Origin of the sequence: Nonomuraea sp. NPDC049480, from assembly GCF_044465905.1 — a bacterium.
Lineage (GTDB): Bacteria > Actinomycetota > Actinomycetes > Streptosporangiales > Streptosporangiaceae > Nonomuraea.
Window position 1 is genome coordinate 47,743 of sequence record NZ_JBITMD010000021.1, and the last position, 25,372, is coordinate 73,114.

27 protein-coding genes are annotated in these 25,372 nt (G+C 70.0%); 18 read left to right on the plus strand and 9 right to left on the minus strand.

All coding sequences use genetic code 11. From position 1 onward, the window contains the following. Window positions 1-15: 15 nt before the first annotated feature. The 5 genes from ACIBX3_RS43155 to ACIBX3_RS43175 all read left to right on the plus strand — a co-directional run bounded on the left by ACIBX3_RS43155 (window position 16) and on the right by ACIBX3_RS43175 (window position 4,190). Window positions 16-1,152 (plus strand): sensor histidine kinase, encoded by a 1,137-nt coding sequence (locus tag ACIBX3_RS43155; RefSeq protein WP_397126407.1) that lies wholly within the window; start codon window positions 16-18, stop codon window positions 1,150-1,152. Beyond that, window positions 1,149-1,817, plus strand: a complete 669-nt coding sequence (locus ACIBX3_RS43160; RefSeq protein ID WP_397126408.1) for a response regulator — start codon at window positions 1,149-1,151, stop codon at window positions 1,815-1,817. Before ACIBX3_RS43155 ends, ACIBX3_RS43160 begins: the two co-directional genes overlap by 4 nt. A 96-nt stretch (window positions 1,818-1,913) precedes the next feature. Further along, window positions 1,914-3,164 (plus strand): cytochrome ubiquinol oxidase subunit I, encoded by a 1,251-nt coding sequence (locus tag ACIBX3_RS43165; RefSeq protein WP_397126409.1) that lies wholly within the window; start codon window positions 1,914-1,916, stop codon window positions 3,162-3,164. Window positions 3,165-3,174: 10 nt separating this feature from the next. Beyond that, a complete protein-coding gene (locus ACIBX3_RS43170) occupies window positions 3,175-3,951 on the plus strand; it encodes a cytochrome d ubiquinol oxidase subunit II (protein ID WP_397126410.1) in 777 nt (258 codons plus the stop codon). Window positions 3,952-3,995: 44 nt separating this feature from the next. Further along, entirely contained in the window at window positions 3,996-4,190 is a 195-nt protein-coding gene (locus ACIBX3_RS43175) for a hypothetical protein (protein WP_397126411.1), read from the plus strand. Between the two features lie 159 nt (window positions 4,191-4,349). On the opposite strand, the gene ACIBX3_RS43180 is transcribed toward ACIBX3_RS43175, so the two are convergent. After that, window positions 4,350-5,084: an SDR family NAD(P)-dependent oxidoreductase gene (locus tag ACIBX3_RS43180; protein WP_397126412.1), complete on the minus strand. Its 735-nt coding sequence runs from the start codon at window positions 5,082-5,084 to the stop codon at window positions 4,350-4,352. A gap of 65 nt (window positions 5,085-5,149) precedes the next feature. Here ACIBX3_RS43180 and ACIBX3_RS43185 point away from each other — a divergent pair, with 65 nt between their 5' ends. Continuing rightward, window positions 5,150-5,746, plus strand: coding sequence for a TetR/AcrR family transcriptional regulator (locus ACIBX3_RS43185; protein ID WP_397126413.1), 597 nt, complete (start codon window positions 5,150-5,152; stop codon window positions 5,744-5,746). Here the strand turns inward: ACIBX3_RS43185 and ACIBX3_RS43190 are convergent. Next, the gene (locus ACIBX3_RS43190) at window positions 5,733-7,394 is read right to left on the minus strand and encodes an alpha-amylase family protein (protein WP_397126414.1); all 1,662 of its coding nucleotides are present in this window, start codon (window positions 7,392-7,394) and stop codon (window positions 5,733-5,735) included. The two genes, ACIBX3_RS43185 and ACIBX3_RS43190, sit on opposite strands and share 14 nt — an antisense overlap. Window positions 7,395-7,422: 28 nt before the next feature. Further along, complete coding sequence (locus ACIBX3_RS43195; protein ID WP_397126415.1) at window positions 7,423-8,061, minus strand: nucleoside hydrolase; 639 nt, start codon at window positions 8,059-8,061, stop codon at window positions 7,423-7,425. Window positions 8,062-8,153: 92 nt separating this feature from the next. On the opposite strand from ACIBX3_RS43195, the gene ACIBX3_RS43200 reads away from it, so the two are divergent. Next, the gene (locus ACIBX3_RS43200) at window positions 8,154-8,576 is read left to right on the plus strand and encodes a PPOX class F420-dependent oxidoreductase (RefSeq protein WP_397126416.1); all 423 of its coding nucleotides are present in this window, start codon (window positions 8,154-8,156) and stop codon (window positions 8,574-8,576) included. 69 nt (window positions 8,577-8,645) lie between these two features. Here the strand turns inward: ACIBX3_RS43200 and ACIBX3_RS43205 are convergent, their stop codons facing one another. Both ACIBX3_RS43205 and ACIBX3_RS43210 read right to left on the minus strand, forming a co-directional pair. Further along, on the minus strand, window positions 8,646-8,801 hold the full coding sequence (locus ACIBX3_RS43205) for a hypothetical protein (protein ID WP_397126417.1): 156 nt from the start codon (window positions 8,799-8,801) through the stop codon (window positions 8,646-8,648). Between the two features lie 363 nt (window positions 8,802-9,164). After that, complete coding sequence (locus ACIBX3_RS43210; RefSeq protein ID WP_397126418.1) at window positions 9,165-10,364, minus strand: MFS transporter; 1,200 nt, start codon at window positions 10,362-10,364, stop codon at window positions 9,165-9,167. Window positions 10,365-10,451: 87 nt separating this feature from the next. On the opposite strand from ACIBX3_RS43210, the gene ACIBX3_RS43215 reads away from it, so the two are divergent. The 5 genes from ACIBX3_RS43215 to ACIBX3_RS43235 all read left to right on the plus strand — a co-directional run bounded on the left by ACIBX3_RS43215 (window position 10,452) and on the right by ACIBX3_RS43235 (window position 13,312). Then, a complete protein-coding gene (locus ACIBX3_RS43215; RefSeq protein WP_397126419.1) occupies window positions 10,452-10,910 on the plus strand; it encodes a winged helix-turn-helix transcriptional regulator in 459 nt (152 codons plus the stop codon). A 119-nt stretch (window positions 10,911-11,029) separates the two neighbouring features. After that, window positions 11,030-11,425: a VOC family protein gene (locus ACIBX3_RS43220; protein WP_397126420.1), complete on the plus strand. Its 396-nt coding sequence runs from the start codon at window positions 11,030-11,032 to the stop codon at window positions 11,423-11,425. After that, window positions 11,422-11,694: a hypothetical protein gene (locus ACIBX3_RS43225; RefSeq protein WP_397126421.1), complete on the plus strand. Its 273-nt coding sequence runs from the start codon at window positions 11,422-11,424 to the stop codon at window positions 11,692-11,694. Before ACIBX3_RS43220 ends, ACIBX3_RS43225 begins: the two co-directional genes overlap by 4 nt. Before the next feature lie 147 nt (window positions 11,695-11,841). Further along, window positions 11,842-12,042, plus strand: coding sequence for an EF-hand domain-containing protein (locus ACIBX3_RS43230; RefSeq protein ID WP_397126422.1), 201 nt, complete (start codon window positions 11,842-11,844; stop codon window positions 12,040-12,042). Window positions 12,043-12,106: 64 nt separating this feature from the next. After that, window positions 12,107-13,312 (plus strand): PucR family transcriptional regulator, encoded by a 1,206-nt coding sequence (locus ACIBX3_RS43235; RefSeq protein WP_397126423.1) that lies wholly within the window; start codon window positions 12,107-12,109, stop codon window positions 13,310-13,312. A 112-nt stretch (window positions 13,313-13,424) separates the two neighbouring features. On the opposite strand, the gene ACIBX3_RS43240 is transcribed toward ACIBX3_RS43235, so the two are convergent. Together ACIBX3_RS43240 and ACIBX3_RS43245 are read right to left on the minus strand one after the other, a co-directional pair. After that, window positions 13,425-14,708 (minus strand): hypothetical protein, encoded by a 1,284-nt coding sequence (locus tag ACIBX3_RS43240; protein WP_397126424.1) that lies wholly within the window; start codon window positions 14,706-14,708, stop codon window positions 13,425-13,427. Between the two features lie 159 nt (window positions 14,709-14,867). Then, window positions 14,868-17,528 carry an MMPL family transporter gene (locus tag ACIBX3_RS43245; RefSeq protein ID WP_397126425.1) on the minus strand — a complete coding sequence of 887 codons (2,661 nt, stop codon included), beginning with the start codon at window positions 17,526-17,528 and terminating at the stop codon, window positions 14,868-14,870. Window positions 17,529-17,760: 232 nt separating this feature from the next. Here ACIBX3_RS43245 and ACIBX3_RS43250 point away from each other — a divergent pair, with 232 nt between their 5' ends. Further along, window positions 17,761-19,014, plus strand: coding sequence for an MFS transporter (locus ACIBX3_RS43250; RefSeq protein WP_397126426.1), 1,254 nt, complete (start codon window positions 17,761-17,763; stop codon window positions 19,012-19,014). Here ACIBX3_RS43250 and ACIBX3_RS43255 read toward each other — a convergent pair. Continuing rightward, on the minus strand, window positions 18,981-19,484 hold the full coding sequence (locus ACIBX3_RS43255) for a hypothetical protein (protein WP_397126427.1): 504 nt from the start codon (window positions 19,482-19,484) through the stop codon (window positions 18,981-18,983). The genes ACIBX3_RS43250 and ACIBX3_RS43255 overlap by 34 nt on opposite strands. Window positions 19,485-19,627: 143 nt before the next feature. Next, on the minus strand, window positions 19,628-20,254 hold the full coding sequence (locus ACIBX3_RS43260; protein ID WP_397126428.1) for a hypothetical protein: 627 nt from the start codon (window positions 20,252-20,254) through the stop codon (window positions 19,628-19,630). Window positions 20,255-20,373: 119 nt separating this feature from the next. Between ACIBX3_RS43260 and ACIBX3_RS43265 the strand changes: the two genes are divergently transcribed. The 5 genes from ACIBX3_RS43265 to ACIBX3_RS43285 all read left to right on the plus strand — a co-directional run bounded on the left by ACIBX3_RS43265 (window position 20,374) and on the right by ACIBX3_RS43285 (window position 25,359). After that, window positions 20,374-21,003: an IclR family transcriptional regulator gene (locus ACIBX3_RS43265; protein WP_397126429.1), complete on the plus strand. Its 630-nt coding sequence runs from the start codon at window positions 20,374-20,376 to the stop codon at window positions 21,001-21,003. An 80-nt stretch (window positions 21,004-21,083) separates the two neighbouring features. Continuing rightward, entirely contained in the window at window positions 21,084-22,253 is a 1,170-nt protein-coding gene (locus ACIBX3_RS43270) for a homogentisate 1,2-dioxygenase (protein ID WP_397126430.1), read from the plus strand. Further along, a complete protein-coding gene (locus ACIBX3_RS43275; protein WP_397126431.1) occupies window positions 22,235-23,017 on the plus strand; it encodes a hypothetical protein in 783 nt (260 codons plus the stop codon). The genes ACIBX3_RS43270 and ACIBX3_RS43275 overlap by 19 nt, the downstream gene beginning before the upstream one ends. Further along, window positions 23,014-24,117 (plus strand): fumarylacetoacetase, encoded by a 1,104-nt coding sequence (fahA, locus tag ACIBX3_RS43280; protein ID WP_397126432.1) that lies wholly within the window; start codon window positions 23,014-23,016, stop codon window positions 24,115-24,117. The genes ACIBX3_RS43275 and fahA overlap by 4 nt, the downstream gene beginning before the upstream one ends. A gap of 72 nt (window positions 24,118-24,189) precedes the next feature. Continuing rightward, window positions 24,190-25,359 (plus strand): Ig-like domain-containing protein, encoded by a 1,170-nt coding sequence (locus ACIBX3_RS43285; protein WP_397126433.1) that lies wholly within the window; start codon window positions 24,190-24,192, stop codon window positions 25,357-25,359. The last annotated feature ends 13 nt before the right edge of the window (window positions 25,360-25,372 follow it).

Below are 25,372 nucleotides of genomic sequence, written 5' to 3' on the forward strand. Positions count from 1 at the left end.
TCCAGAATGGGTGGCATGCGAAAGCCGCCCCCCAGCACGATCGCGTCGCTCGTGGCGATCGGCGCCGTGCTGGTCGGCACATTGCTCGCCTATGCGTTCCGCGGCGCCGTACAACCGAACGTGCTCGACGTGGTGCTCCCGCTGGCGGCGTTCGCCGCGACGCTGGCGCGGCGAAGGTATCCGGTCGCGGCGCTGATCGTCGTGGCCGTGTCCGTCGCCGCTTACTACCCGTGGGCGCGGCTCGACGGGCCGATCCTCGTGCTGGCGTTCGTCGTGCTCTACACCGCCGCCGACCGGGGCGCGCTCACCGCGGCGATCGCCACGGGGGCAACGTTGCTGCTGGGCATGGGGCTCGGCGAGACCGGCGGGATCCGGCACGTCGACGACAGCCTGTTCGTCGCGATCGCCGGATGGGTGGTGGCGGCCATCGCGTTCGGCGGGGTCACCCGCAACCGCCGCGCGTACATGATGGAGGCCGAGCGGCGCGCGGCCGACGCCGAGCGCACTATGGAGGAGGAGGCCAGGCGGCGCGAGAGCGAGGAGCGGCTGCGGATCGCCAGGGAGCTGCACGACGTGCTCGGGCACAACATCTCCATGATCAATGTGCAGGCGGCCGCCGCGTTGCACGGGCTGAAGAAGCGGCCCGAGGACGCCGAGAAGGCGCTGCGGACGATCAAGGACACCAGCAAGGAGACGCTGCGCGAGCTCCGGACCACGCTGGGGGTGCTGCGACAGGTGGACGAGGACGCGCCGACCGCTCCGGCCGACAGCCTGGCCCGGGTGGACGCGCTGGTCGCGGCCTCCGGGCTGGAGGTGCGTACCGAGCTGTCGGGGCCGCTCGACGGGGTGCCGACCGAGGTGGACCTGGCCGCGACCCGCATCATCAGGGAGGCCCTGACGAACGTCTCCCGCCATTCCGGTACGACCACGGCCACGCTGTCGGTCGCCAACACGTCCGCAAATATCATGATCCGCGTGGAGGATGATGGGCCGGGTGCCACGTACGACGGGGGCAGCGGCTTCGGCGTGCAGGGCATGCGCGAGCGTGCGGCCGCGCTCGGCGGCACCCTGGAGGCCGGCCCGCGTCCCGAGGGCGGCTTCCGCGTCGTCGCCCGCCTGCCGCTGAACCTGCCATCGAATGGGGCCCCATGATCCGTGTACTGCTCGCCGACGACCAGACCCTGGTGCGTGCCGGGTTCAGGTCCATACTCAGCGACGAGGACGACATCGAGGTCGTCGCCGAGGCGCCCAACGGCGCGGCGGCCGTCGCCGGGGCCCGCGAGCACCGCCCGGACGTCGTGCTGATGGACATCCGGATGCCCGAGCTCGACGGCCTGGAGGCCACCCGGCAGATCGCCGGCGACCCCCGGCTGGACGGCGTCAAGGTGATCATTCTGACCACGTTCGACCTGGACGACTATGTGTACGGCGCACTGCGTGCCGGCGCGAGCGGCTTCCTGGTCAAGGACACAGAGCCGGCCGAGCTCATCCACGCGGTCCGGGTCGTGGCCAGGGGCGACGCGCTGATCTCGCCGTCGGTCACCCGGCGGCTGATCTCCGAGTTCGCCGGCCGGGTCAAGCGCCCCGACCCCGGCCCGGAGCTGAACGCGCTCACCGAGCGCGAGCGCGAGGTCATGACGCTGGTGGCGGCCGGCCTGTCCAACGACGAGATCGCGGCCCGGCTCGTGCTCAGCCCCGCCACGGCGAAGACGCACGTCAGCCGCATCATGACCAAGCTCGCGGTACGCGACAGGGCCCAGCTCGTGGTGATCGCGTACGAGGCCGGCATGATCACTCCTGGCTGGCTTACCCCCTGAGATGTACGCCGGGCGGCCGGATGCATCCCGGGATGTACGCCAGGTGCCCGCCTGAGCATGACGCGGCGGGCGTAGCCGTGCCCGGATGCTCTGACCATGGAAACCGTGGATCTCGCCCGCCTGCAGTTCGCGCTCACCGCGGGTGCGCACTTCCTCTTCGTCGCGCTCACGCTCGGTCTGGCGACTCTGGTGTCCGTCATCCAGACCAGGGCGACCCTGACCCGCAGCCCGATCCACATGCGGATGACGCGGTTCTGGGGTCAGCTCTACATCATCAACTACGCGATGGGCATCGTCACCGGCCTGGTGATGGAGTTCCAGCTCGGGCTGTCGTGGAGCGGGCTCACCGAGTACGCGGGCAACGTCTTCGGCTCGGCGCTGGCGATCGAGACGCTGGTGGCGTTCTTCATCGAGTCCACGTTCCTGGGATTGTGGATCTTCGGCTGGAACAAGCTGAACCGGTGGGCGCACCTGGCGCTGATCTGGATCGTCACGCTGACGGCGTACGCGTCGGCGTTCTGGATCATGATCGCCAACGGTTTCCTGCAGAACCCCGTCGGTCACGCGGTGGACGGTGGTGTCCTGCGGCTGGTCGACTTCGGCGCGATGGTGGCCAATCCGGCGGCGCAGATCGCGTTCTGGCACGTGATGGGCGGCGCGATGATCACCGGTGGGTTCTTCATGGCAGGGGTGAGCGCGTACCACCTGCGTAAGCGCACCGCCGAGCAGGACTTCTTCCGCAAGTCGCTGCGGCTCGGGATGGGCGTGGCGCTGCCCGCGACGTTCCTGACCGCGACCTTCGGCGGCCTGAGCTTCGAGACCCTTCAACCGACCAAGATCGCCGCCTGGGTGGGCAGTCAGGAACGGCTGGCCGAGGCCCAGGCCGAAATGGTGGCGAAGCTGGGCTCCGGCGACTACCTGCCGCCCGTGGCTTGGGTGCGGGGCGGGGGCCTCACGATGGTGCTACTGCTCGTCGTCATGCTGCTCGTGGCCGCCGTGAGCTGCGTGCTGATGGCCTTCCGCCCGGCAGTGCGGGGGTTCCGGCTCTGGCACTGGCTGCTGACCGCGATGATCCCGGTCCCCTTCGTCACCATGATCGCGGGGTGGATCTTCCGCGAGATGGGCCGCCAGCCCTGGGCCGTGTACGGGCTGCTCAAGACGGCCGATGCGATGACGCCCGTGACGGAGGCACAGATGCGGTTCTCGCTCACGGCCTTCGTCGCCGTCTTCTCCGTCCTGATCCTGATCAACTACTGGCTGCTGGCCCGGCACGCCCGCCGCGGCCCCGGTGCCGTGACCCTGGGCGACCGCCCGATCGACGCCCCCGTCACCGCCCCGACCTTCTGAGGAGCCGTACATGGAGATCTTCGTTCTGGCCTTCTTCGCGCTCGGCTACCTGGTGCTGGCCGGCGCCGACATCGGGGTGGGCATGACGCTGCCGTATCTCGGCCGGTCCGCGGCCGAGCGGCGCGAGGTGATCGCCGCGATCGCCCCGTTCTTCCTGGGCAACGAGGTGTGGCTGGTGGCGACGGCAGGCGTGCTGGCGGGGCTGTTCCCCGAGCTGGAGGGCGAGCTGCTGAGCGGGAACTACTCGCTGGTCGTGGCGCTGCTGCTGGCGTGGGTCGTGCGCGACATGGGGCTGTGGCTGCGCGGGCGGGTGCCGGGGACGCCGTGGCAGACGTTCTGGGACGGCGCGATCGTGGCGGGCAGCTGGGGATTGGCGCTGAGCTGGGGTCTGCTGCTCAGCCATGTGCTGCTCGGCATGGACGGGCTGTTCGCCGTGCTGCCCGCCCTGGTGCTGGCGGCGCTGTTCGCCACGCACGGGCTGACGTTCGCGGCGCTGCGGCTGCGCGGGGTGCTGCGCGAGCGGGCGACCGTGCTGTCGGGCGGGACCGGGCACGGGAGGTCGGTCGGGGCTGGTTGGTTGGGGGTGGACGCGCGCACGTACGCGCTGACCTCGGCGGCGCTGCTGGCCGTCGGGGTCCTGGCCGGGCTGCGGCTGCCGCTGGAGCCCGGCACGTCCGGGGCGGTCCTGGTGCCGGTCATCCTGGTGCTGATCCCGCTGCTCGTGGCCGCCCAGGGATGGGTGTGGTGGACCTTCCGGCACCGGGTGACCGGCCCGTCCTACCTCTGAATGAAGTCCCTGATCAGCTTGGTGACTGGTGATCTGGCGGCGAGGTGGGTCCAGCCGGCGATCAGGACCAGACGCCTGACCAGCTCGGGGCGCTCGGCGGCGACCGCGACCGCGACGGCGGCGCCGAGCGAGAAGCCGACGAGATCCGACGGGCCCTCGAACGCGGCCGCGACCTGCCCGGCGAGCAGGTCCAGCGTGAGCTCGCCGCCCGGGTCACGGTCTGGCCGCTGCCGGCGTAGTCGGGAGTGATGACGGTGCGGATGTCGGTGAAGCCGGGCACCAGGTGGGCCCAGTTGGTCTCGGCGTCGCCGCCGGTGCCGTGCACCAGGACCAGGCCGGGACCGCGGCCGGTCCGGCGGTAGTGGACCTCGCCCGAGCTGTGGATGGCGGTGTGCGTCTTAGAGGTTCCCCCCGCCGGTGGCGTCGATGGTGCTGCCGGTGATGAAGCTCGCCTGCTCCGAGGCGGCGAAGGCGACCGCGTTCGCGATCTCGTCGGCCTGGCCGACCCGGTTGAGCGCGTGCCGGCTCGCCGCGTACGCCTCCGCCCCCGGGTCGCCGCGTAGCCAGGCCGCGTTGGCGTCGGTGTCGATGATGCCCGGCGCGACGTTGTTGACCGTGATGCCGCGCGGGCCCAGCTCCTTCGCCAGGGCAAGCGTGAACGTCTGCACCGCACCCTTGCTCATCGCGTACGCGATGCCCTCGGGGAAGGCGATGCGGGCCACACCCGAGGTGATGTTGACGATCCGGCCGCCGTCGGGGATCAGCGGCAGCAGTTGCCGGGTGAGGAAGAACAATCCTTTGACGTTGACGGCGAAGACCCGGTCGTACGTCTCCGGCGTCTCCTGCCCGATGGGCCCCGATGCGGCGATGCCCGCGTTGTTGACCAGCACGTCGAGCACAGGCGTCTCCTGCCTGAGACGCTCGGCGAGCCGGTGCACGTCCTCCAGCACGCCCAGATCGGCCTGAACGGCGAACGCCACCCCGCCGCGGCCCTCGATGAGGCTGACCACCTCCTTGGCGGCGGTTTCATCGGCGGCGTAGCCGGCGGCCACCCGGAACCCGTCGCCGGCCAGGCGCAGCGCGATGGCCCGGCCGATCCCCCTGCTCGCTCCCGTTACGAGGGCGGTCTTCATCGCCACTCCTTTCTTTAGCGATCGATACAGAAACCGTATCATAGCGATCGCTATAGAATGGGTCCATGGCCAGGCAGCGAGCATTCGACCGGGACACGGCGCTGGAGACCGCGTTGCGGGAGTTCTGGCGGCACGGCTACGAGGCGACCTCGATCGCCGGCCTCACCACCGCGATGGGGATCAGGCCACCCAGCCTGTACGCGGCCTTCGGGGACAAGCGGCGGCTGTTCGAGGAGGCGGTGAGCCGCTACCAGGAGACCTACGGCGCCTTCACCACCCGCGCGCTGGCAGAGGAGCCGACCGGGCGGCGCGCGATCGAGCGGGTGCTGCGGGAGGCGGCCGCGGAGTACGCGAGCGAGGAGCACCCGAGAGGCTGCTTGATCATCTCAGCGGCGGTGAACTGCGGGCCGGAGTCCGCGGAGGTGGAGGAGCTGCTGCGCGGATTCAGGCAGGCGAGCAAGGCGGCGCTCAAGCGGCGGATCGACGACGACATGGCGGCGGGGCGCATCCCGGCCGGCACGGACACGGAAGGGCTGGCCGGGTTCTACGCGTCGGTGATCCAGGGCATGTCCACGCAGGCCCGCGACGGGGCCGGGCATGCCGAGCTGCTTCGCATCGCCACGCTGGCGATGTCCGCCTGGCCGGCCGCTACTGGGACTTGACCGAGGCGTCCTCCGGGGGGATCTCCCGGGGTGAGGCGCGGAGCCAGCGGCAGCCGTGCGGGTCCATCGGCACGCGTACCACGCCGTCGTCCGAGACCTCGAGCGCTCGATCCACCAGCAGGTCCGTCAGCTGGCAGCGCTCCAGCCCCGACAGCGACAGCTCCACGTCCAGCGCCGTGTCGCAGAGGTTGTGCGCGATCACCATCGTGGCACCGTCGACGTCGCAGCGGTGGGCCAGGACCGCGTGGTGGCCGCTGTCCAGCACCGTGTAGTCGCCCCACGCCAGCTCGGGGCACTCCCGGTAACGCTCGATGAGGAGCTGGAACCAGCGCAGCAGCGAGTTCGTGTCCCGTTTCTGGTCGGCCACGTTCACCCGGTCGGGGGCGAAGGAGCCCTCGGGGATCTCGCGTACCGGCTCCGCCTGGCTGAAGCCGCCGTCGTCCGACCACTGCATCGGGATGCGGACCGCCATGCGGCCTTCCTCGTCGAGGTTCTCCCCCATGCCGATCTCCTCGCCGTAGAAGATCACAGGAGTGCCGGGCAGTGAGAACAGCAGGCTGTAGGCCATCTTGATGCGCCGCAGGTCCCCGCCGAGCATGGACGGCAGGCGGCGGCGCAGCCCCCGGCCGAAGATCTGCATGCTCTCGTGCGGGCCGAACGCGCGGAAGATCTCCTGCCGCTCGTCCTCGGTCAGCTTGTCTAGGGTGAGCTCGTCGTGGTTGCGCAGGAACATGGCCCACTGGCAGTCCTTCGGCGGCGAAGGGCGCTCGCGGAGGGCGGCGGCGAGGGGGCGGGCGTCCTGGCGGGCCATCGCGAGCCAGGCGTTCTGCATGCCGATGAAGTCGAAGCACACAGTGATCTGGTCGCCGAGGCCGTCGCCGAAATATCGGATCAACTCCTTGTACGGGACGTTGACCTCGCCGAGCAGGATCGACCCGCCCTTGCGCCGGGTCATGAACGCCCGCAAATCCTGCAGGAACTCGTGCGGGTTGGCGAGCTTCGGGTTGACGTTCTCGATGAGGAACGGCACGGCGTCCACGCGGAACCCCGACAGGCCCAGCTCCATCCAGAAGCCGAGGATGCGCGCGATCTCGTCCCTGACCTCGGGGTTGCCGACGTTCAGGTCCGGCTGGTGCCGGTAGAAGCTGTGCAGGTAGTACTGTCCCGATCCCTCGTCGTACTCCCAGAAGGAGTTCTCCTGGTCCGGGAAGACCACCTGGCTGGGGTCGTCCGGCTCGGGGGTGTCGGACCAGACGTACCAGTCGCGCAGCGGGGAGTCCTTGCTCGACCGCGATTCCGTGAACCATGGGTGCTGGTCGGAGGTGTGGTTGACGACAAGATCCGCGATCACCCGCAGGCCGCGGTCGTGGGCGGTGCGCATGAACTCCACGAAGTCACCCAGCGTGCCCAGCCGCGGGTCGATGCTGTAGAAGTCGGTGATGTCGTAGCCGTCGTCCCGGTTCGGGGTGGGAAAGAACGGCATGAGCCAGAGGCACGTCACGCCGAGGCCGGCGAGGTAGTCGATCTGCTGTGTCAGCCCGCGGAAGTCGCCCACGCCGTCCCCGTTGCCGTCCTTGAACGTCTCCACGTCCAGGCAGTAGACGACGGCGTTCTTGTACCAGACGTCGGAGGTGTACGTCAGTCGCATGCGTCGCAGCTACCCCGGACCGATGCGTTCAGGCGAGCGTGCGGATCGCGCTCATGCGCCCGATCACCTCTTGGGTGACGAGGGCCTGGTGGGTGACGTTCAGGCCGATCATGGTGAACGGCGGCCCGGACCCGAGCACGATGGACGCGGCCTCGGGGTCGCACCAGCAGTTGAACTCGGCGTACGGCGTGACGTTGCCCCGGCCGGTGGAGCCGCCTATCCAGACGATCTCCCGGATCTTCGACAGCCGGTCCGGATATATCCGGACGAACGTCGCGATGTTCGTGAGCGGGCCGGTGGCGATGATCGTGACGTCCTCGTCGGCGGCGTCCACGGTGTCCCGGATGAGCTCGATCGCGGGACGGAGATCCGCCTCCACGGTCGGCGCCGGCAGCTCCGGCCCGCCGAGCGCGTTGCCGCCGTGGATCCACTCGGCCGGGGACAGCGCCCGTACCAGCGGGCCGGGGGCACCCGGCGAGATCGGCACGTCCGTGATGCCCGCCAGCCCGGTCACCACCCTCGCGTTGTAGGTGGTGTGCGCCAGCCGGCCGTTGCCGCCGACGGTGGTGATCGCGCGGAGGTCGATCCCCGGATGCCCGGCGGCCAGCCAGATCGCGAAGACGTCGTCGTGTCCGGGGTCACAGTCGAGGATCACGGGTATCGGCACCTGGACCTCCTCTTTCGTCTCCCGCTTGTCGATCCGGCGGGACACCGTTCGTGTAACCCCTGGAGTGAACCATGCGAAAGGAGCGACCCGGAATGTCGTTCACCGAAGAAGAGATCGCCTACTTGCAGTCGCAGCCGCTCGCCCGGCTGGCGACCCTGTCCGATGACGGGCAGCCGGACGTGGTGCCGGTCGCGTTCGAGTGCGACGGGAAGGGCTTCTGGATCGGCGGCGCCGGCGAGCAGGTCCTGAGCACCCGCAAATTCCGCAACCTGCGGGCCGGCCGGCTCAAGGTCGCCCTGGTCGTCGACGACCTGGTGTCGCTCGACCCGTTCGCAGCGCGCGGCGTGCGGGTCTACGGCGTGGCCGAGCAGCCGGTCGAACGGGTCGGACTGATCGGGCCCGGACTCTACAGCCGAGTCAACCCGACGGTGTCGTGGAGCTGGAATCTGGCGGGCGAGCCGGTCGGCGACGCCTGGTACGAGACGCGCCGGGCCGTGCACCGGCAGGCGCAGTAGCGCGTCCGTCGCCGGGACCCAGCGCATCGACCCGGCCGATGCGCTGGGCCACGTGGCGCGCCGGCGCCTCTAGCCGGCGCCGACGATTCCGGCCTGGATGTTGTCGGCGGCCTCCTGCGGGCTGATGTCCGCCGCTTGAGCGGCGCTTTGCAGGTCCTGTGCGGTGATGTTGGCCTTGTTGCCGTGATCGTTGTCAGGCTCTCCACAGCCACAGCTCAGACACATGTCAGTCTCCCTTCTGCGAGCCCGCACCTACCCGGCAGACAGGGCTGAAACGGACGCGAATCCGCAGCTCACGGACCTGGCGGAGCAGTCCGAGCTTGCGGCCGGGGGCGCCTGGCCATCTGCCGTCCGGCATATCCTCAACCGCTCTGGAACGATCCATATGCGAGCTCGCCGGAATCGGCCTAGCATCCCGGGGTCCGGGGGGCCGCCGCGAAACCAAGGCCACGGACGCGGCGGCGCGGGCACAGGTGCCACGGTGCTGCCACACCGAGCCGCACCCTCGATCAGGTCCACGACTTCTACGACCGCAGCAGCCTGGGGCCGATCCTCATCGGCATGCCCCGGCATCGTTCTCTCCCCGGTTCAACCGTGTTGCAACTCGGGGCTCTGGGATCGGAGGTTCGCGCTATCGAGGGGTAGTCGCCTGTCGGTCGCCCAGACGGCCAGCGCGCAGGCCGCGAATCCGGCCCCGAGGAGACTGGAGCCCGCCCAGCCGTGGGCGGTGAAGATGGCGGTGGTTGCGGCTGCGCCGAGGGCGGAGCCGAGCGAGTAGAAGACCATGTAGCTGCCGATGACGCTGCTGGTGCGATCCGGATGCGCGACGGTGAGCAGGTGCTGGTTGCTCACATGCACAGCCTGGACCGCGAAGTCGAGAACCACGATTCCGACGACGAGGAGCCACAGTGACCACGGCAGCTGCGCGGTCGCCGCCCACGAGAGGATGAGCAGGGTGAGCGCGAGACCGGTGATCGGGGCCGCCCGTCCCGCATCCGCCCACCGTCCCGAGCGTGCCGCGCCGAGTGCGCCGGCGAGTCCGGCGATGCCGAACAGTCCGATCTGGCTCTCGCTCAGCTGCCACGGCCTGTCCGCCAGCGGCAGGGACAGTCCGCTCCACAGCGTTCCGAACGATGCGAACAAGAAGAACGTGATGAGCCCGCGCGTCAGGAAGATGCGCTGCCCGAACAGTCCGCGGAGTGAGACGACGGCCCGCCTGTACCCCGCAGGCCGGTTGGGGCGCTCCTCTGACGGTAGTAAGACGAGGACGAGGACCGTGAGCCCGAGTGACAGCACCGCGAGCACGGCATAGACGCTCCGCCAGCCCCACACCTCGGCGAGCGTGCCGGTGACGACCCGCGCGCCAAGGATGCCGACCACAACGCCCGAGGTCACGACACCGATGTTCCGTCCGCGTTCGGCAGGCAGTGAGACCGACGCGGCGTAGGCCACCGTGGTCTGCACCACGACCGCGAACACCCCAGCCACCGCGAGCCCCACGAACGCCACCCATGCGGCTGACGCCGAGGCCGTCAGGATCAGGCCCACTGCGGTGAGCGCCAGGTGCACGGCGATGAGTCGGCGCCTGTCGACCACATCGCCAAGCGGCACCAGCAGCACCAGCCCTGCCAGATAGCCGATCTGGCCGGTCGCGACGATCCACCCCGTGAGTTCTGCCGGCACGCCGAGATCGTGTCCCATCGGCTCCAGAACTGGCTGGGAGGCGTAGATGCTCGCCACAGCGACACCACACACCACCGCGAGCAGCAACCGCCGCCACACGTCCATCGCACTCCAATCCCAATCAGTAGCATATTGAAACTAATTTGACCGTACGGCATAATGGTTTCAATCCGCAACTCATCGGGAGGTGTCATGTCGCGCACCACCATGCGCGCCCCGAACCTCGACTGGACCGACCCCGACTGCCCCGTCGCCCGCACGCTCGACCTCGTCGGCGACAGGTGGAGCCTTCTCGTCATCCGCGACGCGATGGACGGGGCACGATCCTTCACCGAGTTCCAGCGACGCACCGGCATCGCCCGCAACATCCTCACCGATCGCCTCCGCAAGCTCACCGCTCACGGGCTCCTCGCCCAGCGCACCGCACCATCGGGCCGCCGCCGGGAGTACGTGCTCACCGACGCCGGCCGCGACCTCTTCCCAGTCATCCTCACCCTGCGACAGTGGGGAGAACGCCACGCCTACGCGCCCGGCGAGACCCACTCCACCCTTGTCGACCAGCACGGCATCCCTGTGCCGGAAATCGCGCCGACCAGCGCCGACGGCGCCCTCCTCGACACCGACACCACCCACGTGCAGAAGACCCGATAGAAAGCAGACCCTCGGCGCCTTCAGAGCTCACAGACACCCCACCGCCCACACGCCCGTCAGAAGGGGTCTTCGATCCCGAGAGCAAGATCGTGATGTGGCTGAGCTACGCTCGGTTGATCATGACCGATCTGCTCGGAATCAACCATCTGACACTGTCCACGACCGAACTCGACCAGCTCGTGGCGTACTACACGGAGTTGCTCGGAGCAACGCTCGCGTTCGAGCGCGCTGCAACCTCTGCTGATCCTCGGATCGCAGTCCTCGATGTCGGCGGGGCCGACCATCTGATGATCGCCGAAACCGCTACCGTCCCCGCCCTCGATCTTGATCCCCTGAACCGGGCGGGTTGGGGACTGCGCGTGGGCACATACGAACAACTGTGTGAGCTTCGCGAACGGATTCTGGATGCCGGGCGGCCGGTCGGACAGATCGAGACACTGCCCACGCAATGGACGATGACGGCTCGCGATCCCGATGGACGCCCTGTGGACATCCGGGCCCATCGCCCTCGATGAGATTCCACCTGCAAACAAGATCTTTCCGGCGATCCTGCCTTCCCCGGGCCGCGATCAACCGCACCACCGCGGGCAACTTCCGGCCGGTCACCCGGCTCCTGGAACGAGGCGAACGGGTGATGAAACTCAACGACGGCGTCGACCGGATCACCGCCGAGCTGCATGCTGAGGCCGGCCGTCGTCGCTCCCGTGTCGAGCTGGAAGATCCTCGGCTGTGTCCGGTTGATGGAGATCATCATGTGGCGCAGGGGATAAGAGCCCACAAGTAGCGGCATTCATTGACGCGCTACGACAAGTCGCCACTAAGGTCTGACGCGACATCGGATCCCGCAGAAGGGCGACTCCATGAGCGAGCGAAGCGAGCGACAAATCAAACACAGCCGACTGTCGTTCATGCGACCGACGGAGGAGGGCGCATGAGCGACTACGCGATCACCTTCGACCTGATCGACGCCGACAACGACGGCCGCATCTCCGCAACCGAGCTCGTACGCCTCATGGAGGTGCTCGGCCAGCCGGTGACGCTGGAGGCGGCACAGGAAGGGGTGCGCAAGCTCGACAAGGACGGCGACGGGCTGATCGACATGGAGGAGTTCGGGGCCTTCATCCAGAAGTGATAGCAAACCAAGCATTTGCTACAAAACCACTGTCGCCTGCGCAACAATGGCGGCAGGAGGGACGATGGCCATCAAGAGTGACAGCAGCGAAAGCCGTACACCCGCGGACATCGTGAAAACGCTCAGGTCGGGCATCGGCCGGGTCTCCCAGGAGGTGATCGAGGAGATCCAGACCCGGATCCCCGAGTACGCCCGGCCCGACGACGAGTTCTACATCAAGGTCATCAGGATGGCGGTCGAGCAGGCCATCGAGGGCTTCCTCGACCACATCGCGAACCCGGGCGCGCCCTGGGACCCCGAGCCGTTCCGCATGATAGGCAGGGGCGAGGCCGCCGAGGGCCGCAACCTGGAGCCGCTGCAGACGGCGATGCGGCTCGGCGCCCGGGTCGGCTGGCGGCGGCTGACGGAGATCGCCGACCCGCTCGGGCTGTCCCCCCAGTCCCTGTACGACCTGGCCGAGGCCATCTTCGTCTATCTCGACCAGCTCGCCGACGCGGCGGCGGAGGGCTTCGAGGAGGCCAGGGCGCACGCGGCCGGCGAGATCGAACGCCGCCGCAACCGACTGCTCGACCTGCTGCTCAGCCAGCCGCCCGCCAGCCCGGAGGCCATCGCGGACCTGGCCAAGGCGGCGGGATGGCGGTTGCCGAGAACGGTCGCCTGCGTGGCCCTCGACGATCAGCCCTCTCGCGTCCCCGCCCAGCGCGGCGCCTGCCGCTTGCCCGCGCTGCCCCCCGACGTGCTGTCGGGTCTTGACCGGCCGGCGCCCTGCCTGCTGGTGCCCGACCCCAGCGGCCCGGGCCAGGCGCAGATGCTGGAGCAGGCGCTGCGCGGGCATTGGGGCACGATCGGCCCGGCCGTGCCACTCGCCGCCGCCGCGACGTCGCTGCGCTGGGCGCGGGAGGCGCTGGAGCTGTCGCGGCGCGGCCTGCTGCCGCGCGGGCTCCTGCGCTGCGAGGACCACATGGCCACGCTCGTGGTGTTCAAGGACGAGGAGCTGGTCAGCGCCCTGGCCGAGGTACGCCTCGCGCCCCTGGCCCACCTGCGGCCCGCCCAGCAGGACCGGCTCGCGGAGACGTTGCTGGCCTGGCTGCGGCACGGCAGGGGCGCGGGAGAGGTGGCCGCCAGGCTGCACGTGCACCCACAGACCGTGCGGTACCGGCTGCGGCAGCTCGAGGAGCTGTACGGCGACCAGCTCGCCGATCCGGACATCCGTTTCGAACTGGAGATCGCCCTCCGGGCCCGGCAGGCCGTCATGGACAGCAAGCGCTGAGGGCCCGGCCTTCCTTACGGAACGTCGAACGTCTTGCGGGGTGGTCGCCGGCAAAAACCGGACCGCGACAAGACCCTGACGGGCATGCCACGGTCCGATGATCGCGGACGTTTCAGGCGGCGTGCAGGTAGACCTGGCCGAACACCTCGGAGAGGTTCTTCAGGTCGGTGGCCACGTCCACCTCGGGGTTGGCGGGGTCGTAGACGGTGGCCAGGCGGGCGCGGACCGAGTCGAGCTTCTTGAGCTGGTCCCAGGTGGCGTTGGCCGCCCATTTCTCGCCGTACACGCGGCTGACCTGGCCCTGGTCGTTCTGCCAGCGGGTCCACAGGGTGACCGTCTCGGCGGCGTCGTCCTGGAGCGGGGCGGCGATGCGGTCGGTGATGGCCTTGGTGGCCTGCTCCGCGGTGAGCTGGGCGCCGGCGAAGCTCGCGTCCTCGGCGGCGATCTGGGCGTAGGCGTCCCAGGCGCGGGCGCGTACCTGGATGGACTGGTTGCGCCGGGCCTCGGTGGCGTCGATCTTCCAGGTGGCGTACTCGGTGGCCAGGTGGCCGCTGTCGAGGGCGAGCTGGTCGATGGAGCCCTTGGCCAGCCAGCCGCCGATGCGGTCGGGGTCGAGCAGCGGGTACTTCTTGGCGATCTCGGCCTTGCAGGCGTCGTTCGCACCGCAGCCGAACACCGGCACCACCGTGTGCGCGGCCAGCTTCTTGCCGGGCATCAGGCCGCGCAGCGCGGCCGTGGTCTCGGCGACGAACTTGTCCAGCTCGTCGGCCGTGGCGAACGTCTGGTTGTAGCCCAGCTGGGAGGTGAACCGGATGCCCACGACGCCGGGCTGCGCGGCGGCCAGCGCGGCGATCTTCTTGGCGGCCTCGGCCAGGTTGCCCGCCTTGTAGTCGTCGGCCAGCTCGGTCTCGATCCACAGGCGCATGCTGGTCTGTGCGGCGGCCTGCGCGGCCTGGCCGGCCGGCGTCTGCTGGGCGGCGGCCTTCTCGGCGGCGGAGATCTCGTGGGGGTCGGCGTAGCACTCCTCGCCGTTCTGGCATTCGGGGGTGCCGCCGTCCTCGGCCCCGTCGACGTCCGGGTCGCCCTCGCCGCGCGGCTCGCCGTCGCCCTCACCGTCGACGACGCACTCGTTGCCCGGCTGGGTGCAGTCCACCGTGATCGGGCCCATCGGGCCGGAGTCCTTCAGGTTCTCGCCGTCGTTCCCCAGCCAGAACCTCGCGATGTCCGCGGCCTCTTCCGGGGTGGCCATCCACGTGCAGACCACGTACGCCGGAGTGTCGCCGGCCAGGAGGTCGTTACAACTTTTCGGGTCGTCCTCCGACCACGCCGGAACGCCGACGCCCAGGAGTGAGAGTGCTAATCCGATGACGAAGAGCTGCCGCAGCCGCTGTCGCATGGCACCTGTCTTCCAGGGGGTGATCGTGGGCATATGCACCATATCCGGACGATCAACAACCTTCAATCAGATCGGCGGCCTTCTTCACGCCGTACTCGACGCGGAGTAGCCGCCCCAGTTGCATTGATTTCCCTCATATTGCGGCACAGCGACGCCCCCTTACGAGTCCACCTCCACCCACATCCACCCGGTTCCGTCCGGGGTCGCCCGCACCACCCGCGTCCGTCCCTCCGTGACCCTGACCCACCGGGGCCCGTCGTCCGCGTCCTTCGGGCCGGGGTCCTCCGGAGACGTGGGCTCGCCGGGGGTGGCGTTCCCTGGTGGTGACGCGGACTCGACGCGGCCGGAGTAGGGGTGCTTGCGGACGGGCTGGGCCCGTACGAGCGAGGGCCGCATCGTGGAGAAAGGCTCGTGCTCGGCCGTCAGCGGCGTGGGGTCGGTGTCCACGCCGAAGACGGCGGGCCGTCCATTGACGGTCACCACCGGCCCGGCGTCGTCACCCGCCGCAGCGGCCTCGATCGCGCGCCGGGGGCTGGGGGCCGCCTCTGCCGCGGGCGGCGGGAGCGCGGGGCGGGCCGGGAGGGGCGCTGGTGACGCGGCCGGGCGAGCCGGCGCGGAGGGCTCCCGGATCCTGGCGGGGCGGTCGTGGGCGTCGACACGACGGTGGAAAACACGCAGCGGGCGGGGAAGCCACCAGCTGGCGTCGCCCATCAGCCGCATGGTGGCGGGCACCAGCAACGCCCGCACCAGCGTCGCGTCCACCACGATCGCCACGAACATCCCCACCCCGAGCAACTTCACGACCGTGATCCCGGCCGTGAAGAAGGCCCCGATGACCACGAGCAGCAACAGCGCCGCACTGGTGATCACCCCGCCCGTCTGCTGCAACCCCGCCGCCACGGCCGCCGAAGTGTCCCCCGTCCGCAACCACTCCGCCCGCACCCGCGACAGCAGGAACAGCTCGTAGTCCATGGACAAACCGAACACCACGGCCAGGATCAGCACGGTCACGGTCGCCTCGACGGAACCGGTGGACGTGAACCCCAGGAAGGAAGCCAAATGCCCGTCCTGGAACGCCCACACGATCACCCCGAACGACGCCCCGATCGACAGGACGTTCATCAGCAGCGCTTTCAGCGGCAACACCACCGACCCGAACGCCGCGAACAACAGCACCGCCGTCACCGACCCCACCACCAGCGCCATCCACGGCAGCGTCCCGGCGAGGCTGTCCATCAGATCCAGCTGCGCGGCGGTGGGCCCGCCGACCACGACCCGCCGCATGTTCGGCTCGGTCGGCGCCAGCTCTCTGATCGACCTGACCAGCTCCTGCGCCTCGTCCGACATGGGATCGACGTCGTAGCGGACGGCGAGCCGCACGGCCCCGTCGTCCTGCGAAAACCCGGCCACGTCGACACCGGTCACGTGCGGCAGCCGCCGCAGCCGGTCGGCTAGCGGCTTGGCGTCGGAAGGGGACACGGGCGTGACTGCGCTGATCTCCGAATGGCCCTGCCCGAGCGGCCCCGGAACGGCGGGCTTCTGGATGAAGGAGCGCTCGACCAGGAGGTGGACGTCGATCGCGGCCATGGAGTTCCTGGCGAAATCCCGATCGACGGCCTCGGCCACGCGCCGGCTCTCGGAGGCGGCCGGCAGCACCCGATGATCCACGTTGCCGAACTTGACGTGCAGGAACGGCAGGGCCAGCGACACCAGCACCGCGGTCACGGCGATCACGTACAGCACGGGCCGGCGCATCACGCTGGACGCGACGGCGTGCCACATGCCGCCGCCCCGCCCGTGCCCGAACCGCGGCGTGACCCGCAAGGCGTCCACGCGCCGCCCGAGGATCCCCAGCACCGCCGGCAGCACGACGAGCGCGGCCCCCATCGCGACCAGCACCACGGCGGCCGCGCCGAGCCCGATCGAGCGCAGGAACATCTGCGGGAACAGCAGCAGCCCCAGCAGCGCCGTGGCCACCGTCAGCCCGGAGAACGCCACCGTCCGTCCCGCCGTGGCCATGGTCCGCACCACGGCCTGCTCGTTCGAGGCCCCGCCCCTGATCTCCTCCCTGAACGCCTTGAGCACGAACAGCGAGTAGTCGACGGCCAGCCCCAGCCCGAGCATGGTGACGACGTTCAGCGAGAACACGGACACCTCGGTGACCTCGGTGAGCAGCCGCAGCAGGACCAGCGCGCCGATCACCGCGAACAACCCCACGAGCAGCGGCAGCCCGGCCGCGACCAGACTCCCGAACACGATCACGAGCAGCACCAGCAGCACGGGCATGGAGATGGCCTCGGCACGGGCCAGGTCGGCGGCGGTCTGGTCGTTGAGCTCCTTCAGCAGCGGCACCGACCCGCCGACCTCGACGTACAGGTTGCCGACGCGCCTGAGCCGGTCGGCGATCGCGGCGTACGCGGCCTGTTTGTCGCCTTTGAGAGTGACCAGCGCGTACGTCGACCGCCCGTCCTTCGACACCATCCACTTCGACCCGGTCGTCCAGTACGTGGCCAGCGCGCGCACGTGCTCGCCCGGCAGCGCCCGCAGCGACTCGTGCACGGCCTTCTTGTACCGGGGATCCCGCGCCTTGACCGTCGGGTGCCGGTAGAGGACGACCACGTCGGGGGCGTGGCCGCCGTACCAGTCGTCGTTCCAGCGGGCGGCGGTCGTGGAGTCGGCGCGCGGGTCCTCGAAGCCGCCGCCGGCCATCCGCCCGAACAACTCCATCCCCAGCGGCGCGACAAGGACGGCCGCCACCACGCTCAGCACCAGCAGCGTCCACCTGCCGCGATAGACCAGCCGGCCCGCGGATTCAAACAAGGGCGCCCTCCAGGTACGCCCGCGGGCACGCGCGCCGAGCCCATCGGGCCACCTGGGCGATCAACGTGTCGGGCATGCCGAATCCCCTCGTTCAGGGACCTAGCAAATTACGGGAGAAGGCGGGTTGGATTCTTGCCAAACCCCTGCACATTCCTCTATCGGTCTTGTTACGGGGTGACAAGAAGTACGGCAGAATAGGAGAGTTTGACCGTTTTATAGGGGGTTCACGTCGGTGCAAAGCTTTGTCCGCGATTTCGGGCTGCTCCGGGATCGCCGGTTCGCGCTACTCCTGACCGCGAGGACGATTTCCGTCCTGGGTTCCGCGTTCGCGCCCGTCGCACTGGCGTTCGGCATCCTCCGCCTGCCCGGCGCGGACGCCACCACGCTGTCCATCGTGCTCACGGCCGAGTCCCTGCCGATGATCGCGTTCATGCTGGTCGGCGGCGTGATCGCGGACCGGCTGCCAAGGCAGCGGGTGATGATGGCGGGCGAGTTCATGATGGCGGCGGCGTTCTTCGCACTCGGCGCCATGCTGCTCACCGGCTGGACCCCGCTGCCCGCCCTGGCCGCGGCGGCGGCGCTGGCCGGGACCGCCGCGGCGGTCGTGTTCCCGGCACTGCAGGGGATCATTCCCGAGGTCGTGCCGCACGACCGGCTGCAGACCGGCAACGCGATGCTCGGCCTGGGAGCGAACGCCTCGCGGGTGGCCGGGGCGGTGCTCGGCGGCGGCACGGTGGCGCTGTTCGGGGGCGGCTGGGCGCTGGCGGTGAGCGGCGCGATGTTCGCCGTGGCAGGCGTGCTGATCGCGATGCTGCGGCCGGCGCCGGGCGAGCGGCCCAAGGAGGAGCAGCACTCGGTGCTGGCCGACCTCCGTGACGGATGGCGGGAGTTCCGCTCGCGGCAGTGGCTCTGGGTGGTCGTGGCGCAGTTCTCGCTGCTGGTCATGGCCGTCCAGGCCGGGCACGGGGTCCTCGGCCCGCTGTGGGCCGAGGAGAACGCGGGCGGCCCGGTGGCGTGGTCGGTGTTCCTCGCGGCCGAGGCCGTCGGGATGATCATCGGTGTTGTGCTCTCGATCCGGCTGCGCCCCCGCCGGCCGATCATGGTGGCGGTGGTGCTCTGCCTGCCGATCGCACTGCCGTACGTGCTGCTCGGGCTGGACGCGCCGCTCTGGGGGATCGTGGCCGGGGCGTTCGTGCTCGGGGTCAGCTTCGACGTGTTCGGCGTGTTGTGGCAGACCACGATGCAGCGGGAGGTGCCGGCCGAGTCGCTTTCGCGGGTCAGCTCGTACGACATGCTCGGCTCGCTGATGTTCGGGCCGATCGGGCTGATGCTGGCGGGGCCGGCGGCGGAGATGTTCGGCACGAAGGGGGCGTTGCTCGGCTGCGCCGCCATCAGCGTGCTGTGCACGCTCGCCGCGCTGCTCTCCCCTGGCGTGCGCAACCTGCGCGCGCCTCAGCCGGCGGCGGCGCCGGCCGACGCGAAGTAGGCGTTGGCCCGGGGCTGGAACATCAGCGCCATCGCTCCGAGCACGGCCGTCAGATGAAGGATCCGGCTGGAGGCGAAGGCCCAGCTCACGGCGTCCATGCCGGCGACGGCCTCGGCGATCGAGCCGCCGTCCAGCAGCCATCGGACGGGCTCGACCACGAGCGACAGCGTGCCGAGCACCCCCAGGGTGCCCGCGAGCGTCCAGCGCGCCCAGTTCCGGCCGTTCTTCAGCCGCAGCGCCAGGAAGATCGCGCCCCCGAAGACCGCCAGCCGGAACCCGACGCCCGGCAGCAGATCGGTGACCGTGGAGGTGCTCGCCAGCAGCTCCTGCGAGACCATCAGGACGACCTCGAACGCGCCGAGCGCCACCGCCGACAGCCAGAGCATGGCAGCGGTGTGCACGACGGGCGGCGGGTCGGTCCTGTGCGTCTCGGTGGCGGTGCTCTTGGTGTTTTTGGTGACGGTGCTCATGGCGGCCTCCATCCGGTGTGCTCTTACACCACGAGTCTCCGCCGTGCGGTCCTGCGGATCACGCCCGCCGTCCCCCCAGTTCAGGTGGGGTGCGCCCTACCAGACCCCGGCCGCTCGCCCACAGGCCTCGGCCGCGTCACGCCTCAGACGATGATCAATCGCACGACGACGCCCGCGCAGTTGCCCGCCACGCAGATCCGCACCGGGACCTCGGAGATGCCCGACACGGCGGATACGCCGCCCACGTGGCCGTCCGGTCCGATGGTGACGCCCTTGGGCAGCTTGGCGTAGTCGGTGACGGTGAAGGTGGGGACCACGCCGGACGGGCCGCCGTTGACGCCGATCTCGCCGTCCAGCCGGGTGCCTGCCTTGCCGGGGAAGGTCAGCTCGCGCGGCTCCCATGGAACGTTCCCGAGCACCACGAGCGTGACGTCCTCCTCGTGGCAGGTCTGGCCGGAGCAGAGCCGGACGGGGGCGACGTACGTGCCGGAGCGCTCCGGCGTGCCGTACAGCCGCCCGGTCTGGTCGACCTTGACCCCGTCGGCGAGGTAGCCGGAGCGGAACGCGAGGCCCTTGCCGACGGGCAGCAGCCGCCGGCTGACCTCGATGCCCTCGGTGACGTAAAAGGTGTCCTCCACCAGGTGGCCGTCCGAGGGGTCGACGGGAACCTGCCGGGACATCAACGCCATGGGGGTGGAGACGGAGGGCACCACTGCGGCCAGTGCGCACAAAGCCAACCCGGCGAGCAGAAACACCCACCTTTGCCGCATCTTTACCCCCCGAATCCGCTGCCCCCTACGTACCCTCATAACCGCGTGTTCATGGCCACACCCCGTGAGGCGGCTCGGTCGCCAGGCGCCCCTCGCAGCGTCGCTGGATAATCGGTCGCATGGCCGCTGAATCCGTCCAGACGCTGGAGCGCGGGCTTCGCCTGCTCAGACTGCTCGCCGACGGCAAGAGCGGGCGCACGCCGACGGAGCTGAGCGCCGAGCTGTCGCTGAGCCGCCCGGTGGTGTACCGCCTGCTGACGACGCTGATGAAGGAGGGATTCGTCCGCAGGGACGCCGAGGGACGGGTGCACCTGGGGTTCGGGGTGCTCGTGCTGGCGCAGGCCGTGCAGCCGCTGCTGCGGGCGGCGGCCGTGCCGACGCTGCGGCGGCTGGCCGAGGAGGTCGGCGCGACCGCGCACCTGACCGTGGCCGAGGGCGACGACGGGCTGGCCGTGGCGGTGGTCGAACCGTCGTGGACCGACATGCACGTGGCCTACCGGGAGGGCTCGCGCCATCCGCTCGCGAAAGGCGCGGCGGGGCAGGCGATCCTGGCGCTGCGCGAGGGGCTCGACGACTACTTCGTCACGGAGGGGCAGTTGCAGGAGGGTGCCCGGGGCATCGCCGCGCCGGTCACCGGGCTGCCGTGGCTCGAGGCCTCGGTGGGCGTGGTGACGTTCGGGCCGCTGGAGGAGTCCGCGGGGCCGCGGGTGGTGGCGGCGGCCGCCGAACTGTCGGCCGCGCTGGCTTGACATCGCCCGACCGATAGCGGACGGTAGTTGCACATAGAGGACACTTCCGTCCGATAAGCGGACGATGGTTGGAGGGCCCGATGCCGTACTACCGCGTCGTTGGGGAGGTGCCGCGCAAGCGGCACGTGCAGTTCAGGCGGCCGGACGGCGGTCTCTACGCCGAGGAGCTGATGGGCGAGGAGGGATTCTCGTCCGACTCCTCGCTGCTCTACCACCGTCATCTGCCGACCGCGATCGTCAAGGCGGAGGCCGTCACACCCGTCATGGAGGCGCGTCTCGAAGCCAACCTGCCGCTTTCGCCGCGCCACTTCCGCACCCAGGACCTGTCCAGCGCGGGCGACCTGATCAACGGGCGCATGCTGCTGGCCGGCAACGGCGACGTCCGATTGTCGTACGCCACCAGCGACCAGCCCAGCGAGCTCTACCGCAACTCCATGGGCGACGAGTGCGTCTACGTGCAGCAGGGCCGTGTGCGCTTCGAGTCCACGTACGGCGTGATCGAGGCCGGCGAAGGGGACTACGTCGTCATCCCCACCGGGACGATCCACCGGTGGGTGCCGGACGGCCGGGTCAACGTGCTGGCCATCGAGGCGGCCGGGCACATCAGGCCGCCCAAGCGCTACCTGTCGAAGTACGGGCAGTTCCTGGAGCACGCGCCGTACTGCGAGCGCGACCTGCGTTCGCCCGCCGAGCCGCTGCTCGTGGAGGGCGAGGAGGTGCCGGTGCTGGTGCGCACGCGCGGCGGACTGACCAGGCTCGTCTACCGCAACCATCCGTTCGACGTGGTCGGCTGGGACGGCTGTCTCTATCCGTTCGCGTTCAACATCGACGACTTCGAGCCGATCGTGAAGAAGACGCACGCGCCGCCGCCGGTGCACCAGACGTTCGAGGGACCCGGGTTCGTGGTGTGCTCGTTCTGCCCGCGGCCGCTCGACTACCACCCCGAGGCCATCCCGATCCCCTACAACCACCACAACGTCGACTCCGACGAATTCATGTTCTACGTGGGCGGCGACTACTCGGCGCGTCAGGGCTCCGGCATCGGCGTCGGCTCGATCTCGCTGCATCCGGCCGGGTTCACCCACGGGCCGCAGCCCGGCGCGGTGGAGGCGGTGATCGACGCGGTCTCGCGGGGCGTGAACAGCACGAGCGAGGTGGCCGTCATGGTGGACACATTCCGCCCGCTCGACCTCGGCCAGGGCGCGCTGTCCTGCGAGGATCCCGGCTACGCGTGGACCTGGGCACGATGATGCTCTACACGGCTCTGGTGGACGACGCGGGCCTGTTCCCGCCGACGTCCCTGCACATGGATGAGGCGCTCGCCCGCAACCAGCGGGACCTGGAGCGCGGCAACCCGGTGCTCACGCACCGCTTCCTGTGTCCGGCCAGCCGGATCGACCGGCTGCGGGGCATCGCCTACCGGCCGCGGCGGATCGGGCTGATCGTGGACACGTCGGAGCTGCCGCCCTTCGACGACCTGCCGGTGGACATCGTCGAGATGCCGCTGCCGGACGGCGAGTCGATCCAGGCGCTGGCCGATCGGCTGGGGCTGCCGGACGGAGTGCGGCTCTTCGCCGAGGTCGCGCCGCGCAAGCTGGGCGTGGAGGTGCCCGACGGCGTGGGGCTGAAGGTGCGCTGCGGCGGCCTGACGGCCGAGGCGTTCCCGACGGCGGAGCATCTCGGGACGTTCATCAAGCACTGCGTCGAGCGCGACGTGCCGTTCAAGGCCACGGCCGGGCTGCACCACGCCGTACGCCACTTCGACCCCTCGCTGGGCGTGGACCGGCACGGCTTCCTCAACCTGGTGCTCGCCGTGTGCGAGGCGGTCGAGGGGCGCGATCCGGCGTCGGTGCTGCGCAGCACCGACGTGGGACATCTCGTACGGCTCGCGCACACCGTACCGGAGCAGACCGCGAAGCGGGCGCGGCGCCTTCTGGTGAGCTACGGCTCCTGCAACACCAGCACGCCCGCCGAGGACCTGCAGGCGCTCGGACTGATCGAGGAGATCACGTGAGTTGGGGAGTCGACAATCTGCCCTATGGAGTCTTTTCCCTGCCCGGGGAGTCGCCCCGGGTGGGGGTGCGGTACGGCGACAAGGTGCTCGACCTGACCGCCGCGCTGCATGACGAGGTGTTCGCCGCCCCGTCGCTCAACCCGTTCATGGCCCGGGGCCGTGCGGCCTGGCACGACACCCGGACGCTGATCCGCAACAAGCTGACCGGCGACCTCGCGGTGACCGAGCGGCACCTGATCCCGCTGGAGCAGGTCCGGCTGCACATGCCGTTCGAGGTGGCGGACTACGTCGACTTCTACTGCTCGCTCGACCACGCGAGCAACGTGGGCCGGATGTTCCGCCCCGACTCCGAGCCACTGCTGCCGAACTGGCGGCACCTGCCGATCGGATACCACGGCAGGTCGGGCACGGTCGTCGTGTCGGGCACGCCCGTCAAGCGGCCGCAGGGGCAGCTCGGCGAGGGCAGGTTCGGACCCTCCGAGAAGCTCGACATCGAGGCGGAGCTGGGGTTCGTGGTCGGCGTGCCCACGTCGCTGGGCACGCCTGCGGGGGCGTTCGAGGATCACGTCTTCGGGGTGACGCTGGTCAACGACTGGAGCGCGCGGGACATCCAGTCGTGGGAGTACCGGCCGCTCGGGCCGTTCCTGGCCAAGTCCTTCGCGACGTCCGTCTCGCCGTGGGTGACGCCGCTGGAGGCGCTGCCCAGGATCCCCGGACGCCCGCAGGATCCCGAGCCGGTCGCGTACCTGCGCAGGCAGGCCGACTGGGGGCTGGACATCTCCCTCGAGATCCTGCTCAACGGGGAGGTCGTGTCGAGGCCGCCGTATTCGAGCATGTACTGGACACCCGACCAGATGCTCGCGCACATGACCGTGAACGGGGCATCGCTCCGCACCGGCGACCTGTTCGCCAGCGGCACGATCTCGGGCCCCGAGCGCGGTGAGCGCGGCTCGCTCATCGAGCTGACCTGGAACGGGACCGATCCGATCAAGCTGGCGGGCGGCGAGACCCGCGCCTTCCTCCAGGACGGCGACACCGTGACCATCCGGGCCACGGCCGGCGACCTGACATTGGGGGAGGTTTCCGGAACCGTCGCATAAGTGACTCGGCGTGCTCGTCCGCTGACCGACCGCTACCCTGGGAGCACCCTTCCCTCGGAAAGCAGGTGTCACATGCGGCGTGCCGCGATGTTGTGTGTCGCCTTCCTCCTGATCTGCGGCTGCGGTCCCGTGACGCCGGAGGCGCCCGTCACGCCGCCGGTCGTGCACATCTCACCGGCCTTCGACAGCAGGCGGGCCCGGCCCGACCGCGGCCTGGTGATCAGGGCGTCCGGCGGCACGCTGACCAAGGTGTCGGCATACGTGAGCGGCGAGCCCGTGCCCGGCAGGCTTGACGCCGCCGGGACGACCTGGCGTTCCGACTGGACGCTCAAGCCCGCGGCCGAATACACGGTGACCGCCACGGCCGCGGGCACGCGCGGCCCCGCCACGGTGGCGGCGGGCCGCTTCCGCACCCGACCGGCCGAGCGCGCCTTCGGGATCGCCGCGACCGCGCCCCTGCCCGGCGAGACCGTCGGCACCGGCATGCCGGTCATCATCGACTTCGACACCCCCATCGAGGACAAGGCGGCCGTCGAGCGGGCGCTCGAGGTCCAGGCCGAGCAGCCGGTCGAGGGCGCCTGGCGGTGGACGAGCGACACCCAGGTGGTCTACCGCACCCGCCGCTTCTGGACGCCCCGGCAGCGCGTCACCGTCACCGCGCACCTGGCCGGCGTGCGTGCGGCCGCCGGCCTCTACGGCGCCGTCGACTCCACCTTCGTCTTCACCGTCGGCCGCAGCCAGACCAGCACGATCGACACCAGGACCCACCAGATGGTCGTCCAGCGCGACGGCGCGACCGCGCAGCGCATGGCCATCAGCGCCGGCATGGCCACCACCCGCGAATACACCACGACCAGCGGCATCCATCTGACCATGGACAAGGGAAACCCGGTCCGCATGATCTCCCCCGGCCGGGAAAAGGGCGAGCCGGGCTACTACGACCTGATGATCGACCACGCCGTACGCATTTCCAGCAGCGGCGAATACGTGCACGCCAAGGACAACGTGTGGGCGCAGGGCCGGGAAAACGTCAGCCACGGCTGCGTCAATTCGCGGCCTGATCAGGCCGCCTGGTTCTACGCCACCTCCCTGCGCGGCGACCCGGTCATCATCACCGGCACCGACCGCGAGCTCGAATGGAACAACGGATGGGGCTTCTGGCAACTCCCGTGGACGGAATGGATACGAGGAAGCGCGTTGCGTGCCACCGATTCCGCAGGTGGATGGGTGCCGAAGCGGTAAATCCGGGATTACG